This is a genomic window from Catenulispora rubra (genome assembly GCF_015356825.1).
In the GTDB taxonomy this organism is placed as follows: domain Bacteria; phylum Actinomycetota; class Actinomycetes; order Streptomycetales; family Catenulisporaceae; genus Catenulispora; species Catenulispora rubra.
This window is the reverse complement of record NZ_JAACYW010000150.1, coordinates 1-15107: the sequence shown is the minus strand read 5'-3', so window position 1 is coordinate 15107 and position 15107 is coordinate 1. Positions and strand designations below refer to the sequence as shown.

The 15107-nt window shown below is 71.2% G+C and carries 12 protein-coding genes; 6 read left to right on the top strand and 6 right to left on the bottom strand.

Annotation, left to right across the window (positions count from 1 at the left end; translation table 11 throughout):
- Positions 1–104: 104 nt before the first annotated feature.
- Entirely contained in the window at positions 105–1160 is a 1056-nt protein-coding gene (locus GWK61_RS32430; protein ID WP_194915502.1) for a LacI family DNA-binding transcriptional regulator, read from the top strand.
- Positions 1161–1270: 110 nt separating this feature from the next.
- On the opposite strand, the gene GWK61_RS32425 is transcribed toward GWK61_RS32430, so the two are convergent.
- The 4 genes from GWK61_RS32425 to GWK61_RS32405 form a co-directional block, all read right to left on the bottom strand.
- On the bottom strand, positions 1271–2296 hold the full coding sequence (locus GWK61_RS32425; protein ID WP_194915501.1) for an ABC transporter permease: 1026 nt from the start codon (positions 2294–2296) through the stop codon (positions 1271–1273).
- Positions 2293–3264: an ABC transporter permease gene (locus tag GWK61_RS32420; RefSeq protein ID WP_194915500.1), complete on the bottom strand. Its 972-nt coding sequence runs from the start codon at positions 3262–3264 to the stop codon at positions 2293–2295. Before GWK61_RS32420 ends, GWK61_RS32425 begins: the two co-directional genes overlap by 4 nt.
- Complete coding sequence (locus tag GWK61_RS57145; protein ID WP_438939791.1) at positions 3261–5129, bottom strand: sugar ABC transporter ATP-binding protein; 1869 nt, start codon at positions 5127–5129, stop codon at positions 3261–3263. Before GWK61_RS57145 ends, GWK61_RS32420 begins: the two co-directional genes overlap by 4 nt.
- 69 nt (positions 5130–5198) lie before the next feature.
- Positions 5199–6311, bottom strand: a complete 1113-nt coding sequence (locus GWK61_RS32405; RefSeq protein WP_194915499.1) for an ABC transporter substrate-binding protein — start codon at positions 6309–6311, stop codon at positions 5199–5201.
- 296 nt (positions 6312–6607) lie between these two features.
- Here GWK61_RS32405 and GWK61_RS32400 point away from each other — a divergent pair, with 296 nt between their 5' ends.
- Positions 6608–9469 (top strand): RICIN domain-containing protein, encoded by a 2862-nt coding sequence (locus GWK61_RS32400; protein WP_194915498.1) that lies wholly within the window; start codon positions 6608–6610, stop codon positions 9467–9469.
- Between the two features lie 31 nt (positions 9470–9500).
- On the opposite strand, the gene GWK61_RS32395 is transcribed toward GWK61_RS32400, so the two are convergent.
- Positions 9501–10319: an SDR family oxidoreductase gene (locus tag GWK61_RS32395; RefSeq protein WP_194915497.1), complete on the bottom strand. Its 819-nt coding sequence runs from the start codon at positions 10317–10319 to the stop codon at positions 9501–9503.
- Between the two features lie 63 nt (positions 10320–10382).
- On the opposite strand from GWK61_RS32395, the gene GWK61_RS32390 reads away from it, so the two are divergent.
- Together GWK61_RS32390 and GWK61_RS32385 are read left to right on the top strand one after the other, a co-directional pair.
- A complete protein-coding gene (locus GWK61_RS32390) occupies positions 10383–11180 on the top strand; it encodes a helix-turn-helix domain-containing protein (protein ID WP_194915496.1) in 798 nt (265 codons plus the stop codon).
- Positions 11181–11254: 74 nt separating this feature from the next.
- Positions 11255–11887, top strand: coding sequence for a TetR/AcrR family transcriptional regulator (locus GWK61_RS32385; RefSeq protein ID WP_194915495.1), 633 nt, complete (start codon positions 11255–11257; stop codon positions 11885–11887).
- Here the strand turns inward: GWK61_RS32385 and GWK61_RS32380 are convergent.
- A complete protein-coding gene (locus GWK61_RS32380; RefSeq protein WP_194915494.1) occupies positions 11848–13536 on the bottom strand; it encodes a DUF8823 domain-containing protein in 1689 nt (562 codons plus the stop codon). The genes GWK61_RS32385 and GWK61_RS32380 overlap by 40 nt on opposite strands.
- 132 nt (positions 13537–13668) lie before the next feature.
- Between GWK61_RS32380 and GWK61_RS32375 the strand changes: the two genes are divergently transcribed.
- Together GWK61_RS32375 and GWK61_RS32370 are read left to right on the top strand one after the other, a co-directional pair.
- On the top strand, positions 13669–14238 hold the full coding sequence (locus GWK61_RS32375; protein WP_194915493.1) for a MarR family winged helix-turn-helix transcriptional regulator: 570 nt from the start codon (positions 13669–13671) through the stop codon (positions 14236–14238).
- A 449-nt stretch (positions 14239–14687) separates the two neighbouring features.
- Positions 14688–15107 (top strand): MFS transporter (locus GWK61_RS32370; RefSeq protein ID WP_194915492.1); only part of this gene is annotated, 420 nt, incomplete at its 3' end.

The window sequence follows — 15107 nt, the reverse complement described above, 5'->3', positions numbered from 1 at the left end:
ACAGAGTGAATCAGAAGCTTGTGAAGATTGTCAGGAAATGAGCTATTCTAACGTTAGAACACTGACATCAGATCACATCACGCGGACGGAGCGTTGAGGCGACCATGGATGGGGCGATACGCGGGTCGGCGGACGGCACGAACGGCGCCGGCTCCGCGCCGCGGCTGAAGGACGTCGCCGAGGCCGCCGGCGTGTCGGTGAAGACGGTGTCCAACGTGGTCAACGGCACGGTGCACGTCGCCGCCGACACCCGGGCCAAGGTCCAGGCCGCGATCGACGCCCTGGGCTACCACCCCAACATGGCGGCCCGCCGGCTGCGCACCGGCCGCAGCGGCGTGATCGCCCTGGCGTTCCCCGAACTGCCCTCGCCGTACTTCGCGGAGCTGGCCGTCGAGGTGATCGCCGCGGCCCGCCGCCACGGCTGCACGGTCCTGATGGACGACACCGCCGGCGACCCCCGCGCCGAACTGCGCATCGCCAGCGGCCTGGGCGACCCGATGATCGACGGCGTCATCCTCAGCCCCCTGGGCCTGGACCAGCACGAACTGGCCGCGCGCGAACGCCAGATCCCCCTGGTCCTGCTCGGCGAGGCGGACCTGGGCCTGGTCTGCGACCACGTGCACATCGACAACGTCACCGCCGCCCGCGAGGCGGTGGACCACCTGATCGCCGCCGGCCGCCGCCGCATCGCCGCCATCGGCTGGCAGGACCCGAGCCCCCGCGCCACCGCGCAGCAGCGCATGGCGGGCTACCGCCAAGCGCTGGCCGCGGCAGGGCTGCCGGCCGAACCGGCACTGTGCCCGCCGGTCCGCGCCTACTTCCGCCCGGACGGCGCGGCGGCCATGCGGCGCCTGCTGAAGCTCCCGGAGCGCCCGGACGCAGTGTTCTGCTTCAACGACCTGATGGCCCTCGGCGCACTGCGCGCGATCCACGAGGCGGGACTGCGCGTGCCGCAGGACATCGCCCTGGTCGGCTTCGACGACGTGGAGGAGGCGGAGTACGCGATCCCGTCGCTGACCACGGTGGCACCGGACAAGACCGGCATCGCCGAGGCTGCGGTGGACGCGCTGCTGCTGCGGATCGCGGAGGGGTACGCGGAGCCGGGGCGGCTGATTCAGCCGGGGCACCGGTTGGTAATACGGGAGAGCAGCGGGGAGTGAGGGCCGCCGCGCACTCGCCCGCCGCCCGAATCCTCCCGTGCCCGCCGGGCACGCTCCACCCGGCGGACCGGCGCGATTGCCAGCAGTCCCCGCCCCCGCTCCAGCCTCCGTCATCGCCGGCGCGAGCGCTCGAGCAGCGCCTGCGCCAGCACCACCACGGCCAGGAACGCGCCGTTGACCGCGTCCGTCATCGCCGAGCCGTACTGGGACAGGTAGCGGTCGATCAGGTGGTGGATCACCGCCAGCAGCAGGACGCCGCAGACGGTGCCGCCGATCGTGCCGTAGCCGCCGGTCAGCAGGGTGCCGCCGATCACCACGGCGGCGATCGCCGTCAGCTCGTAGCCGACGCCGATCGTGGTCACGCCGGAGCCCAGGCGCGCGCCGGCCAGGGCGCCCGCCGCGCCGGCGAGGGTGCCGGACAGCAGGTAGACCAGGACTTTCGCGCGCGCCACCGGCAGGCCGAGCAGGACCGCGGAGTCCTGGTTGCCGCCGATCGCGGTCAGGGTCGCGCCGTAGCCGGTGCGCTCCATGAGGATCCAGCCGAGTGCGAACAGCACCGCAACGATGCCCACCGGCACCCACGTGCCCGCGCCCAGGTGCCGGAACCAGGAGTGCGCCGGGACCAGGTACGTCGTCGACCCCTGATTCGTCAGCGCCTGCAGCAGCCCGCGCGCGCCGAGCAGCCCGGCGAGCGTGACGATGAACGGCGCCATCCCGCCGTACGCCACCAGCAGCCCCTGCACCGCGCCCCACGCCGCGCACACCACCAGCGGCAGCAGGATCGCCAGCCACGGCCCGCTCGACGACGCCCGCGCCGCCAGCACCCCGCCGAGCGCGTAGAGCGACCCCACCGACAGGTCGATGCCGCCGGTCGTGATGACGAACGTCATCCCCAGCGCCAGCAGCCACACGAAGGCGTTGTTGCCCAGGATGGTGCTCACGTCCGACCACGAGGCGTCCGACGGCGAGGCCGCCGTCGCCGCCGCGCACACCGCCACCAGCACCACCAGCGGCCCGCGCCGCTCCGCGCGCCGGATCCAGCGCTCGCGCGGCGTCTCCAGCAGCCCCTCGCGGCCCGCGCGCCGCGGCGGCGGGGCCGGCACCGGCGCCGCGGTCTCCGGCGTCCGCACGCTCATCGCGTCCCCCGTTCCCGCGAGACGTAGACGGCCAGGCAGATCAGCACGGCCTCGACGATCTGCGTGGTCGACGTCGGCGCGTTGTGCTGGATCAGCACCGCCGAGGCCAGCTGCATGAACAGCGCCCCGGCCACCGTGCCGAGCACGCGCACCCGACCACCGGACAGCGGCGTGCCGCCGACCACCACCGCGGTGATCGCGCTCAGTTCCATGTTCAACCCCTGGTTCGCCGGATCGGCCTCGGCCCCGTGCCCGACGATCAGCACGCCGGCCAGCGCGGCCAGCACCCCGGACAGCACGTACACGGTCACCAGCACGCGCCGCACGGGCAGCCCGGCCAGCAGGCTCGCGCGCTTGTTGTCGCCGATCGCCACCAGCTGGCGGCCGAAGGTGGTGCGCCGCACGGTGTACGCCACGACCCCGGTGGCGGCCAGCGCGATCCACGCCATCAGCGGCGTTCCGGCCAGGTTGTGCTCGCCGAGGTCGAGGATCGTGGCGTCGGCCACGGGCTTGGCGGCGGCGCCGTTCATCAGCTCGGCGACCCCGCGCAGGCCGATCATCAGCGACAGCGTGGCCACGATCGGCTGCACCCCGGCGAACGCCACCATCGCCCCGCCGACCAGGCCCGCCGCCGCACCGAGCAGCAGCGCCAGCGCGATCGCCGGCACCGGGCCGTAGCCGATGTAGAGGGGGATGATCGACGCGGCCAGCGCGATCGTCGCTCCGACCGACAGGTCGACGCCCTCGGTGCCGATCACCAGCGCCATGCCGAGCGCGACGAGCACGATCGGCGCGGCCTGGAACAGCTGCACGCGCCAGTTGGACACGGACATGAAGTCGCCGTTGAGCGCGGTAGCGACGGCTGTCAGGACGACGAGCGCGGCGTAGACGCCGTAGCGCTGCGCCAGGTCCAGGATCCGGTCGCGCGTGCCGGCGCCGTCGGCCGGTTCGATCACGGCGGCGGTCACGGGGCTCCCTCCTCATCGGACTGCTCAGTGCCAGAGGCCTCCCCGGCCAGGGCGCGCATCAGGCTCGGCGCCGTGACCTGCTCGCCGTCCAGCCGTGCCGCGACCGATCCGGTGTGCAGGACGACGACCCGGTCGGACCCCTCGATCAGCTCGTCGAGTTCGGAGGAGATCAGCAGCACGCCGACCCCCTCGGCGGCCAGCTCGTCGATGATGGTCTGGACCTCGGCCTTGGCGCCGACGTCGATGCCGCGCGTCGGCTCATCGAGCAGCAAGACGCGGGGATTCAGACACATCCAGCGGGCCAACAGCACCTTCTGCTGGTTGCCGCCGGACAGGTCCTGGACCTTCTGCTCGGGGCTGGAGGCCTTGATCCGCAGGCGCTTCATGAAGAACTCGACGATCCGGTCCTGCCGCGCGGTGGAGACGATCCCGGCGCGCGACAGGCGCGGAAGCGCGGCCAGGACGATGTTCTCCCGGACGGACAGCCCGGGGATGACGCCTTCGGCCTTGCGGTCCTCGGCCAGCATCGCAATCCCGGCGCGGACTGCGGCCTGCGGATTGCGGCGGCGGATCAGCCTGCCGTCGACGGACACCGCGCCGACGGCCGGATGCGCGCCGATCACGGCCTGCGCGGTCTCGCTGCGGCCCGCGCCGAGCAGACCACCCAACCCCACTACCTCACCGGCGGCAACATCCAGGCTGACATCACGCAGCCGGTGCCGGTCGGTCAGGCCGCTGATGCTGAGTGCAGGGAGACCCGCAGCATCGGCAGCCGCGGCCGCAGCAGCCCGCGCTCCGAACTCCATGCCGGCATCGACCGCGGCGCCGGGTTGTACAGCAGCAGCCGTCGGCGCACTCGAGTCCAAGCCAGCAGCGAGCGCCGCGCCGGAACCCGCATCCGCGCCGCCGGGGCCGCCCGCCTGACGGTCCCGGCCGCGCCCCCAGCCCGAACTGCGCCCGCGCCCCCGGCCCTGCCGCGCCGCCGGAAGCAAATCCCCCAGCGCCGCGTCATCAGCCGCCGGCCGTCGCCGTGCCTTGTCCGGCGCGAACGCCGTCACCCGGCCTTCGTGCGCGGCAAGCAACGCGCGGCCCAGCATGAGCGCGACCAGCTCCGTGCGCGGCAGTCCGGCCATCGGCCCGCTGTGCACCGTGCGGCCGTCGCGCAGCACCGTGACGCGGTCGCAGATCTCGTACAGCTCGTCCAGCCGGTGGCTGACGAACACCACCGCCACGCCCTGCCCCCGCAGTGTCCTGATCACCCCGAACAGGGTCTGGACCTCGCGCGGCTCCAGGCTGGACGTCGGCTCGTCCATGATCACCACCCGGGCGTCGGTGCGCACCGCCCGGGCCAGCGCCACCATCTGCCGGGCGCCCAGGCCCAGTGTGTGCACCGGCGCGGTGACGTCGACCCGGACCCCGTAGCGCACCAGGATCTCGGCGGCCATCCGGTTCATCGCGCGCAGGTCGACCAGGCCCCGGCGGCGCGGCTCACGGCCCAGGAACAGGTTCCGGGCCACCGACATCATCGGCACCAGGTTCACTTCCTGGTAGATCGTCGAGATCCCGGCGGCCTGCGCCTCCAGCGGGGTGCGGAAGGACCGCTCCTGCCCGTGCAGCGCGATGACGCCGTCGTCCGGGCGGTAGACGCCGGTGAGCAGCTTGATCAGCGTGGACTTGCCCGCGCCGTTCTCCCCCATCAGGGCGTGCACCTCGCCGGGGCGCACCAGCAGGTCCGCCCCGCGCAGCGCGTGCACGCCGCCGAAACTCTTGGCCACCTCGCGTGCCTGCAACGCGGCAGGAGCGCCCGTGGGCGCTCCTGCCTCCGGCGGCCCGGAGGGGTCTGGTTCATCCGGCCTCGACGGCACGGTTCCTCCCTCAGTCAACCCAGGAATCAGACATCGAATCTCAGACGTCGCAGACCCCCGGCCACCAGCTCAGTAGACCTGCCCGCCGGCGAGTGCCTGCTGGGCGTTGGCCTGGGTGAAGTGGCTGTCCTTGATGATCACCTTGCTGGACACGCCAGTGGTGCCGTAGAAGGCCTGCAGGGACTGGAACGCCAGCGGGCCGAACCGCGGGTTGGTCTCCACGTCGGCGTAGATCGAGCCGGAGACGACGTCCTGCACGGCCTGCTGGGTGCCGTCGATCGAGACGATCTTGATGTCCTTGCCCGGGACCTTGCCGGCCGCGATGATCGCCTGGATCGCGCCGAGCGCCATCTCGTCGTTCTCGGCGTAGACGGCATTGATCCCCGGGTTGGCCTGGAGCATCTGGGCCATCACCGACTGGCCGTCGGTCTGGTCGAACTTGCCGGTCTGCGAGGCGACCACGGTCAGGCCCGGGTACTTGGCCTTGAGCTGGTCCTGGAAGCCGCTGGTCCGGTCGGAGCTGACGTTGTTGCCCGGGGTGCCGGACAGGATCGCGACCTTGGCCTGGTTGTTGGTCGCGGCCGCCAGATCGTCGGCGGCGATCTGGGCCTGGCCGTAGAAGTTCGAGCCGATGAAGGCGATGTAGTCGCCGCACGCGGTGCCGGTGACGGTCCGGTCGATGGTGAGCACCGGGATCTTCTTGGCCTTGGCCTCGGCCAGCGCCGGACCGAGCCCGTCGGAGTTCTCCGGCGCCACGATCAGCACCTTCGCGCCCTGCGCGATCATGTCCTCGATCTGCGAGTTCTGCGCGTTCACGTCGGCGTTGGCGTTGCGCTGGATCAGCTTGATCCCCAGCGACTTGGCCTGGTTGGTGATCGAGTCGGTCTCGGTGGAGCGGAACGGGTTGCTGGTGGACTCCGACTGCGAGAAGCCGACGATCGTCGAGGGATCGGTCAGGTTCAGCTGCGGCACGCCGCCGCCGTAGGTCTGGTACGTGCAGCCCGGGCCGGAGGCGGACGTCGCCACCACCTGCTGCGCCGCGGTCCCGGTCGAGGTCGCGCCGGAGGCGGCGGCCTTGGGCGCCGACTTGGCGCAGGCGGCGGTGCCGGCCAGGCAGACCACGACGATCGTCGCGGCCGTCGCCGACCTGGTCAGAGTGCTTACACGCAAGTGGGCAGGCATGTTCACATCCTCGTCACAAGGGAATCGGGATGGTGCGTGTGCGCCACCGAGGAAGGTGATTCCAACGATGTAACGCTAGTCATGCACGTCCTGCGGATGTGTGTCAACCCTCTTGTCTCGTCGCGCAATACCCCACTCAGGGCTCGATGACGCACTGGAACTGCGGTTTTCCCATCACGATCAGGACCGGATGAATTTCGCACCTCAACACAGGGCCTTGACGCACCACGCCGCCGGTGCCTGAATGAGGCTTTACATCGTTGAATCAGGGCTGCTCTACCCACCGGAGCCTCATCATGTCCCTGTCCCGTCGCGCGTTGCTGCGCAGCGGCGCGCTCACAGCCGCCGCACTCACCACCAGTCCCTACCTGAGTTCCTCGGCCTCGGCCGCGACCGCCCGAATCGCACCGGCCGGCGGAGGCCTCTACTCGCCGAACGCCGCTCCCCTGGCCCCGACCGCGCTGCTCCGCCTGCCGCCCGGCGCCGTCCGCGCCTCCGGCTGGCTGGCCGGCCAGCTCCGGCTGCAAGTGGACGGCCTGTGCGGGAAGTACCAGGACACCTCCCGCTACCTGGACACCAGTACGACCGGCTGGCTCAACCCGTCCCAGAACGGCTGGGAGGAGGTGCCGTACTGGCTGCGCGGCTACGGCGACCTCGGCTACCTCACCGGCGACGCCACGGTCCAGGCGAACACCGCCGCCTGGATCGACGGCATCCTGGCCACGCAGGCCGCCGACGGCTTCTTCGGCCCGACCGGCCTGCGCACCAGCCAGGGCGGCTACGGGGACTTCTGGCCGTACCTGCCGCTGCTGCAAGCCCTACGCAGCCGCCAGGAGTACACCGGCGACCAGAAGATCCTGAACGCCATGACCGCGTTCTGCCGGTTCATGCACACGCAGCCGGGCTCGGTGTTCTCGGCCTACTGGCTCTCCTTCCGCGTCGCGGACGGCCTGGACGTGCTGTTCTGGCTCTACAACCGCACCGGCGAGACCTTCCTGCTGGACCTGGCCGACACCATGCACAGCAACAGTGCGAACTGGCTGAACAACCTGCCCACGCCGCACAACGTCAACCTGGCCCAGGGTTTCCGCGAACCGGCGGTGTATGCCCTGCGCTCCGGCCAGTCCGGCATGACGCAGAACTCATACCAGAACTACGCGTCGATCATGGGCAGATGGGGTCAGTTCCCCGGTGGCGGCTTCGCCGGCGACGAGAACGGCCGGATCGGCTACACCGACCCCCGGCAGGGCTTCGAGACCTGCGGCGTCGTGGAGCTGATGGCCAGCCACGAGCTGATGAACCGGCTGACCGGCGACCCGGTGTGGGCCGACCGCTGCGAGCAGCTGGCGTTCAACATGCTGCCCGCGGCCCTGGATCCGCAGGGCAAGGGCACGCACTACATCACGTCGATGAACAGCGTCGACATCTCCGACAACACGCCGAGCCACGGCCAGTTCAGCAACGCCAAGCCCATGCAGGCCTACATGCCCGGCGTGGACCAGTACCGCTGCTGCCCGCACAACTACGGCCAGGGCTGGCCGTACTTCACCGAAGAGCTGTGGTCCGCCACTCCCGACAACGGCCTGTGCGCGGCGATGTACGCCCCTTGTTCGGTCACCGCAAACGTATCCGGCGGCTCCTCGGTGACCATCACCGAGGACACCGGATATCCGTTCACTGACACCGTCACGCTGACCCTGACGATGTCCACGCCGACCGCGTTCCCGCTCTACCTGCGGGTCCCGGGCTGGTGCTCGGCGCCGTCGATCTCCGTGAACGGCCACGGCGTGAGCGCCCCGGCCGGCCCGGCCTACACCTCGGTCTCGCGCACCTGGCACAACGGCGACAAGGTGACGATCCACCTGCCGTCCACGCCGGTGGTCACCGCGTGGAGCGCGGTCGGCGGCGCGTTGTCGGTGTCGAACGGCGCGCTGGACTACTCGCTGCAGATCGGCGAGAACTACGTCCAGTTCGCCGGGGATTCGGAGTTCCCCGAGTACGAGGTGCACGCCACGACGGCCTGGAACTACGGCCTCGCGCTGCCCGCGTCGAACCCTGCCAGTGCACTGACGTTCCATGGCACCAACGGCTCTGTGTCGGCGAACCCGTTCACACAGCAGAGCGTCCCGGTCAGCATCACCGCGCCGGCCGCGCAGATCACCGGATGGACCGCCGACGATCAGAACATTGCGACCGAGCTCCAGTCCGGGCCGTTCCAGGCCTCCGGGACGACCGACGTCGCGCTCATCCCGATGGGTGCGGCGCGGCTGCGGATCACCGCGTTCCCGGCCGTCGCCTCAGGCGGGAAGGCCTGGACCCCGGCCGGCGGCTACGTCAGGCTGCTCAACGCCAACAGCAACAAGGTCATGGGCGTGTCGAACATGTCCTGGGACGACAGCGCGCAGGTGGTCCAGTTCGACGACAGCGGCACCGCCGACCATGTCTGGCAGCTGCTCGACAACGGCGACGGCAACGTCCGCATCCGCAACGCGAACAGCGGCCTGGTCCTGGGCGTGGACGGCATGTCCACGGCCAACTCGGCGAACATCGTGCAGTTCGAGAACACCAACACGCTGGACCATGCCTGGACCCTGATCGACAACGGCGACGGCCGGATGCGCATCCGCAACGTCAACAGCAACAAGGTGGCCGGCGTCGCGAACATGTCCACAGCCGACTCGGTCAACGTGGTCCAGTACGACGACAACGGCACCGCGGACCATCTCTGGACCCTGATTCCGGACGGCCCGGTCCGGATCATCAACAAGAACAGCGGCAAGGTGCTCGGCGTGGCGAACATGTCCACCGCCGACTCGGTGAACGTCGTGCAGTACGACGACAACGGCACCGCGGACCACCGGTGGACCTTCCTCGGCGACTCCACCGGCTGGTGGAAGATCCAGAACCTGAACTCCGGCAAGGTCATGGGCGTGTCGAACATGTCGACCGCGGACTCCGCGCAGGTCGTGCAGTTCGACGACAACGGGACCTCGGACCACCTGTGGCGGCTGCGGCCCGGCGGCGGTCCGTGGTTTCGGATCCAGAACATGAACAGCGGGCTGATGCTCGGCGTGGACGGCATGTCCACGGCCGACTCGGCCGACGTCGTGCAGTTCGAGGACAACGGGTCCGCGGACCACCTGTGGCGGTTCCTCTGACCGGCACGGATCCGCCGGACGTCCACCGAGGTCAGGCCTTGGTGGCCAGCGGACGCCAGGCCTCCCAGGTTTCCAGCCGCTTCTGGTAGACGGCCTCGACGACCGGATAGGGGTACGGGCCGAGGAACAGCCGCAGCGGCGGTTCGTCGGTGTCGACCAGTTCCAGGATGACGTCGGCGGTGACCTGCGGGTCCTGCGGCGCGCGGGCCGTGGCTCCGGCGCGGCGTGCCTCGCGCACCGGTTCGTAGGCGGCGATCGGCTCGGTGTGCACGGCCGAGCCGGTCGACCACTCGGTGCCGTAGGGGCCGGGCTCGACGATCGTCACGTGGATGCCGAGCGGCGCGACCTCCTGCGCCAGCGCCTCGCTCATCCCCTCCAGGCCCCACTTGGAGGCGTTGTACAGGCCGAGCGTCGGGAAGGCGGCGAGCCCGCCGATGCTGGAGACCTGCAGGATGTGGCCGCTGCCCTGCTCGCGCAGGAACGGCAGCGCGGCCTGCGTCACCCACAGCGGGCCGAGCAGGTTGGTGTCGATCTGCTCGCGGGCCTGCTGCTCGGTGGCCTCCTCGACGGTGCCGAACAGGCCGTAGCCGGCGTTGTTGACGACGACGTCGAGGCGGCCGAAGGTCTCGGCGGCGCGGCGGACCGCGGCGACGGCCGCTGCGCGGTCGGTGACGTCCAGGACGAGCGGGAGGACCGCGTCGCCGTAGGCGTCGACGAGGGGTTGCAGGGATTCGAGCCGGCGAGCGGTGGCGGCCACGCGGTCGCCGCGCTTGAGGGCGGCCTCGGCCCAGATGCGGCCGAACCCTCGGGATGCTCCGGTGATGAACCAGGTCTTCGTCTTCGTCTTCATGTCTTCGATCCTGCGGTGATCGCGGAGCTGCAACCAGCACCCCGGGAGGGTTACCCTCGCGACATGGCGTCCGACAACCTCTTGGGAGAGTTCGTGAAGGCCCGGCGGGCGCGGATCGCGCCGTCGGACCGGGACCTGGCGCTGTCCGGGCCGCGGCGGGTCGCGGGGTTGCGGCGGGACGAGTTGGCGCGGCAGGCCGGGATCAGCGAGCCGTATCTGACGCGGTTGGAGCAGGGGGTCGACCGGCATCCGTCGCCGCAGGTCCTGCAGGCGCTGGCCCGTGCGCTGGAACTGGATGCCGACGCCTCTGCCTACTTCTACTCGCTCGCGGCGCCGGATTCCACGCCGCCGGTGGCGCCAGATGTCAGCGAGGACGTGCACCGGCTGCTCGATGCGTGGAAGGACACTCCGGCGTACGTGCGCAACCGGCGTTTCGACGTGCTGGCCGCCAACAAGCCGGCCCGGATGCTGGCCGGGATCTACGAGCCGGGGCGGAATCTGGCGCGGGAGGTGTTCTTCTCCGCGGAAGTGCGTGAGCTGCTGCCGGATTGGCCGCAGATCGCGGAGCAGACCGTGGCGGCCCTGCGTGCGGAGGCCGACTTGCGGGATCCGGCGACGGTGCAGCTCATCGCGGAGCTGGAGACGAGCGAGGATTTCCGGCGGCTGTGGGCGCACCACGATGCACGGCCGTCGCGCGACGAGCTCAAGCGCTTCGTGCACCCGGAGGTCGGGGAGCTGTCGCTGCGACGGCAGGCGCTGACCGTCGGCGGTGCCGAGCAGCAGGTCATCATCGTGTATCAGGCCGCACCGGGGAGTCGGTCGGCCGACGCGCTGGCGCGGTTGCTCACCGACGGCAGCTGATCTCCGTCGGCCCGTCGGGGCCCTATCCTGTCCTTTCATCATCGGGGCACGGCACGTCGAGGAGGTGGCACGCTTTGCCGGCAGAGCGCGGCCAGAGTCAGCGCCACCACGGCAACCGGCACGGACGCAGCGAGGACGCCCGGCAGGCGGTGCTGCGGGCGGCCGACGACCTGCTGGTGGAGAAGGGCTTCGCGGGCGTCACGATCGAGGGCGTCGCGGCTGCGGCCGGTGTCGCCAAGCAGACGATCTACCGCTGGTGGGGCTCCAAGACGGACATCCTGCTGGACACGTTCCTGGAGGACGCCGCCCGCGACCTGGTGCCCCAGGAGCACGGCAGCCTCGCCGAGGACCTGCGCGGACATCTGCGGCAGCTGGCGGGTTTCATTACCGGCGAGGACGCGGGGGCCGTGTTCAAGGCCCTGATCGGCCACGCGCAGCACGACGCCGTCTTCGCCGAGAAGCTGCGCACGCACTACCTCGACGAGCAGCGGCAGCGCGACCGCGTGCCGCTGGACCGCGCGATCGCGCGGGGTGAGCTGCCGGCGGATCTGGATGTCGCGGCGGCCGTAGACCTGCTGGTCGGGCCGGTGTATCACCGGATCCTGATGACCGGCGATCCGGTCGACGACGGGTTCGTCGAGGGGCTGGTCGAGCACTTCATCAGGGGCTACGGCCGCGAGCAGCCCGATCCGCGGGGCAGGGAGTAGTCGCTGTCGATCGTGTAGCGGCCGGGGGCGCTGACTTGCAGTTGCGTCCAGTCGCCGTCGCGGACCAGGCAGGCGCCGGCCGGGCCGTCGACGCGGAGCCAGGGGGACCACTGGACGCGGACCGTCGCGGTCACTGTTGCTTGCGGGGTCTGCGGCACGTCGAGGACGACGTGCGCGGGGTCGGTGGCGACGATCGTCGCGGGTGGCGAGGCCAGGGCGACGGCGTCGGTGAACTTCAGCAGCCGCCACGAGGAGTCCTGCCAGACCTGCCGGAGCCAGGCGGGGTGGGTGGCGATCAGGACGGCCTCGGCGCGCGCCGAGTAGTCCAGGTCGGCGGCGGGGAGCGCGGGGACGGCGACGTAGCCGACGGCCCATTTCTGGAGCCAGTCGTAGTAGGCGGGGCCGGTGAGCGTGCCGTCGTAGAACAGGGGGTTGCGTTGCACGTCGGCCTGGCGGTTCCAACCCCGGGCGAGTTCGGCGGCGCCGGTCAGGCCCCAGGATTCCCAGTGGTTCTGCATCGGGACGGCTTCGACGCGTGCGCCGGTGGCCTCGACGTGCAGGCTCTGGAGTTCGGCGACGAGGCCGGCGCCCTGGGCCTTGGAGGACGGCATCGGGATGCCGACGATGTCGCTGCTGACGGTCCAGTAGCCGGCGATGGCGAACGCGACGACCAGGGCGCCGGTGCGCAGCCAGGTCAGGCTCGGGCGCGGCAGCCGCGGCCAGGGGACGCCGCCGCGGGCGCAGAGGGCGGCCAGGAAGACCACGCTGCCGAAGATCAGCGCCAAGCGTTCGACGTTGCTGCCCAGCGGCGTGTCGATCAGCAGGGTCAGGCCGGCGCCGGCGGCGTAGAGCAGGGCGCCGATGCGCACCACGCGCCAGACCGGGGCGGCGTCGGGGCCGCCGGGGACGAGCAGGGCGGCCGCGACGGCGCAGCCGGCGGTGACCATGATCGTCGAGCCGCCGACCGGGTCCACGCCGCCGAACGGGAACAGCAGGCTGGTCAGCAGGACGACGGCCGGTCCCGGGACGCCGAGCGCGATGCCGGTGCGCACGCGTCCGGTGAGCAGCAGGGCCGCGGCGGCGACCTCGACGAACAGGCCGGCCACCGGGCTGGCGCAGACGGCGAGGAAGGACAGGCCGGCGGCGAGCGCGATGCGGCCCCAGCCGGGCGTGCGCTCGTTCCCGGCGGCGGCGATCGCGGCCAGGCCGAACATCAGGCCGATGGCGAAGGTGACGCGGCCGGCAGCCAGGTCGCACCAGAGCGCGAAGGTTCCCCACAGCGCCACCGGCAGCGGCCAGCGCAGGCCGGCGCGGGTGAGGATGTGGGCGAGCAGGACCGCCGAGACCACGACCGACAGGACGCCGGCGGCGCGGACCCCGACGGCGGCCATCAGGAACGGGGCGAGCAGGCTGTAGGAGGCGGGGTGGATACCGCCGTACCAGGCCAGGTCGTAGGCCGAGCCGGGGTACTTGGCGGCGAAGTCTGCCCAGGACCACTGGGCGGCCAGGTCGCCGCCGACGCCCGCGAGGTAGCGGGCCCAGATCGCGGCGAGCACGAGGGACATCAGGGCCGCGGCCCAGACCGTCGACCGGCCGCGCGGGCCGCCCGCGGTCCGGGCGGCGGGCTGGGCGTCTGCTGCTCCGGGCACCGGGCCGGCCACCTTTCTCACTTCTTTCCCTCAAGATAGTGATCAATCGACTACTCGGCATGACGCCACGCGGGCGGCGTGGTGCCCAGATAATTCCAACAGCACTTATAGAAGTGCTGTTACGATTACGGCATGACCGATGATCAAGCTGCCGAGCCGCCGGTCGCGCACACCGCTGGCCAGCCCGCCGACCAGGCCACCGACCAGCACTTCGAGGACCCGACCGGCACCAGCCTGTGGCGTCCGCTACAACTGCTGACGGCGGGCATCGACGCCTCGATCGCCCAGGTCTACGCCGACGCCGACATCGAGGGCGTTAAGCCGACCTGGGTGATGGAACTGCTCCGCCTGTACCTCCAGGGCCCGATGACCATCACCGAACTGGCCGAATCCGTCGGCCGCACCCACTCGGCCCTGAGCCAGAAGGTCGCCGCCATGCGCACCGCCGGCCTCGTCCGCACCACCCCCGGCCCCGACGCCCGCACCAAGCGCGTGACCCTGACCGCCAAATCCCGCCGCCTCGCCCCCCGCCTCGCCGCAGAATGGCGCGCCACCGAAGCAGCCCTGGCGGAACTCGAGGCGGAGATCCCCTACCCGATCAGCAGGGCAGTCGCCGACGTGGAGCAGGCACTAGCGCGCAAGAGCTTCCGCGACCGGATCACGGAGCGCCTGAGGGAGGACCCGGCATGGCGCGGCGAATAGGGTGGCCGGGGCGCCGGCGGGATGGCGCGCGGCGGGATTCAGCCCAGCGCCAGCAGCAGGACTCACCGCAGCAGAGCTCTGGTACAGCTGGCCACATCAGCCAGCCGCAGCAAGACCCTGGCGCCGGCCTGTCGCCCGAATCGGCGCAGCAGAGCTCTGGTACAGCTGGCCACATCAGCCAGCCGCAGCAAGACCCGGGCGCCAGCCTGCCGCCCGAACCGCCGCAGCAGAGCTTTGGCACAGCCCAGCGCGCCGGCCAGCCGCAGCCGCAGGAGCCCTCCCCCGAAGCTCGGTCCGGTAGTCGGCCACCGGGCTCGCCGCGCAATGAGCCGCAGCAAGACTCCGGCGCTGCTCAGAGCAGCCAGCAGCCGGAGTTGCCGCGCGCCGAATCCCAGCCGAGCACCAGCACCAGCACCGGCACCGGCAGCCGCACCCGTCGCCTCACCGCGATGCTCGCCGACACCGCACCCCTCCGCGAGTCGGCGGCGTTTCGGCGGCTGTGGGTGAGTGGGCTGTGCTCCAGCTTCGGGGGGCAGATGACCACGGTCGCCGTGCTCTTCCAGATCTGGCACTCCACCAACAGTGCCGCGTGGACCGGGGCCATCGGGCTTGCGCAGGCTGTGCCGCTCATCGCGTTCGGGTTGTTCGCCGGGGCGTTGGCTGATCGGCTTGATCGGCGACGGTTCTATATGGCGTGCACCGTGGGTCAGGGTGCGTGCTCGGCGCTGCTTGCGACGCAGGCGGTGCTTGGGACGTTCCCCGTTCTCGCCGTGCTGTTCATCGTGGCGGGGCAGTCGGTGTTCGGGGCCGGGGCGGGGCCGACGGCGCGCACGTTCCTGCCGCATCTGGTGCGGACCGAGCACATGGGC

Bases quoted from the DNA above. Each gene is read 5' to 3' on its own strand.
- GWK61_RS32430 (WP_194915502.1), top strand. From the start codon at position 105: ATGGATGGGGCGATACGCGGGTCGGCGGACGGCACGAACGGCGCCGGC.
- GWK61_RS32425 (WP_194915501.1), bottom strand. From the start codon at position 2,296: ATGAGCGTGCGGACGCCGGAGACCGCGGCGCCGGTGCCGGCCCCGCCG.
- GWK61_RS32405 (WP_194915499.1), bottom strand. From the start codon at position 6,311: ATGCCTGCCCACTTGCGTGTAAGCACTCTGACCAGGTCGGCGACGGCC.
- GWK61_RS32400 (WP_194915498.1), top strand. From the start codon at position 6,608: ATGTCCCTGTCCCGTCGCGCGTTGCTGCGCAGCGGCGCGCTCACAGCC.
- GWK61_RS32395 (WP_194915497.1), bottom strand. From the start codon at position 10,319: ATGAAGACGAAGACGAAGACCTGGTTCATCACCGGAGCATCCCGAGGG.
- GWK61_RS32390 (WP_194915496.1), top strand. From the start codon at position 10,383: ATGGCGTCCGACAACCTCTTGGGAGAGTTCGTGAAGGCCCGGCGGGCG.
- GWK61_RS32375 (WP_194915493.1), top strand. From the start codon at position 13,669: ATGACCGATGATCAAGCTGCCGAGCCGCCGGTCGCGCACACCGCTGGC.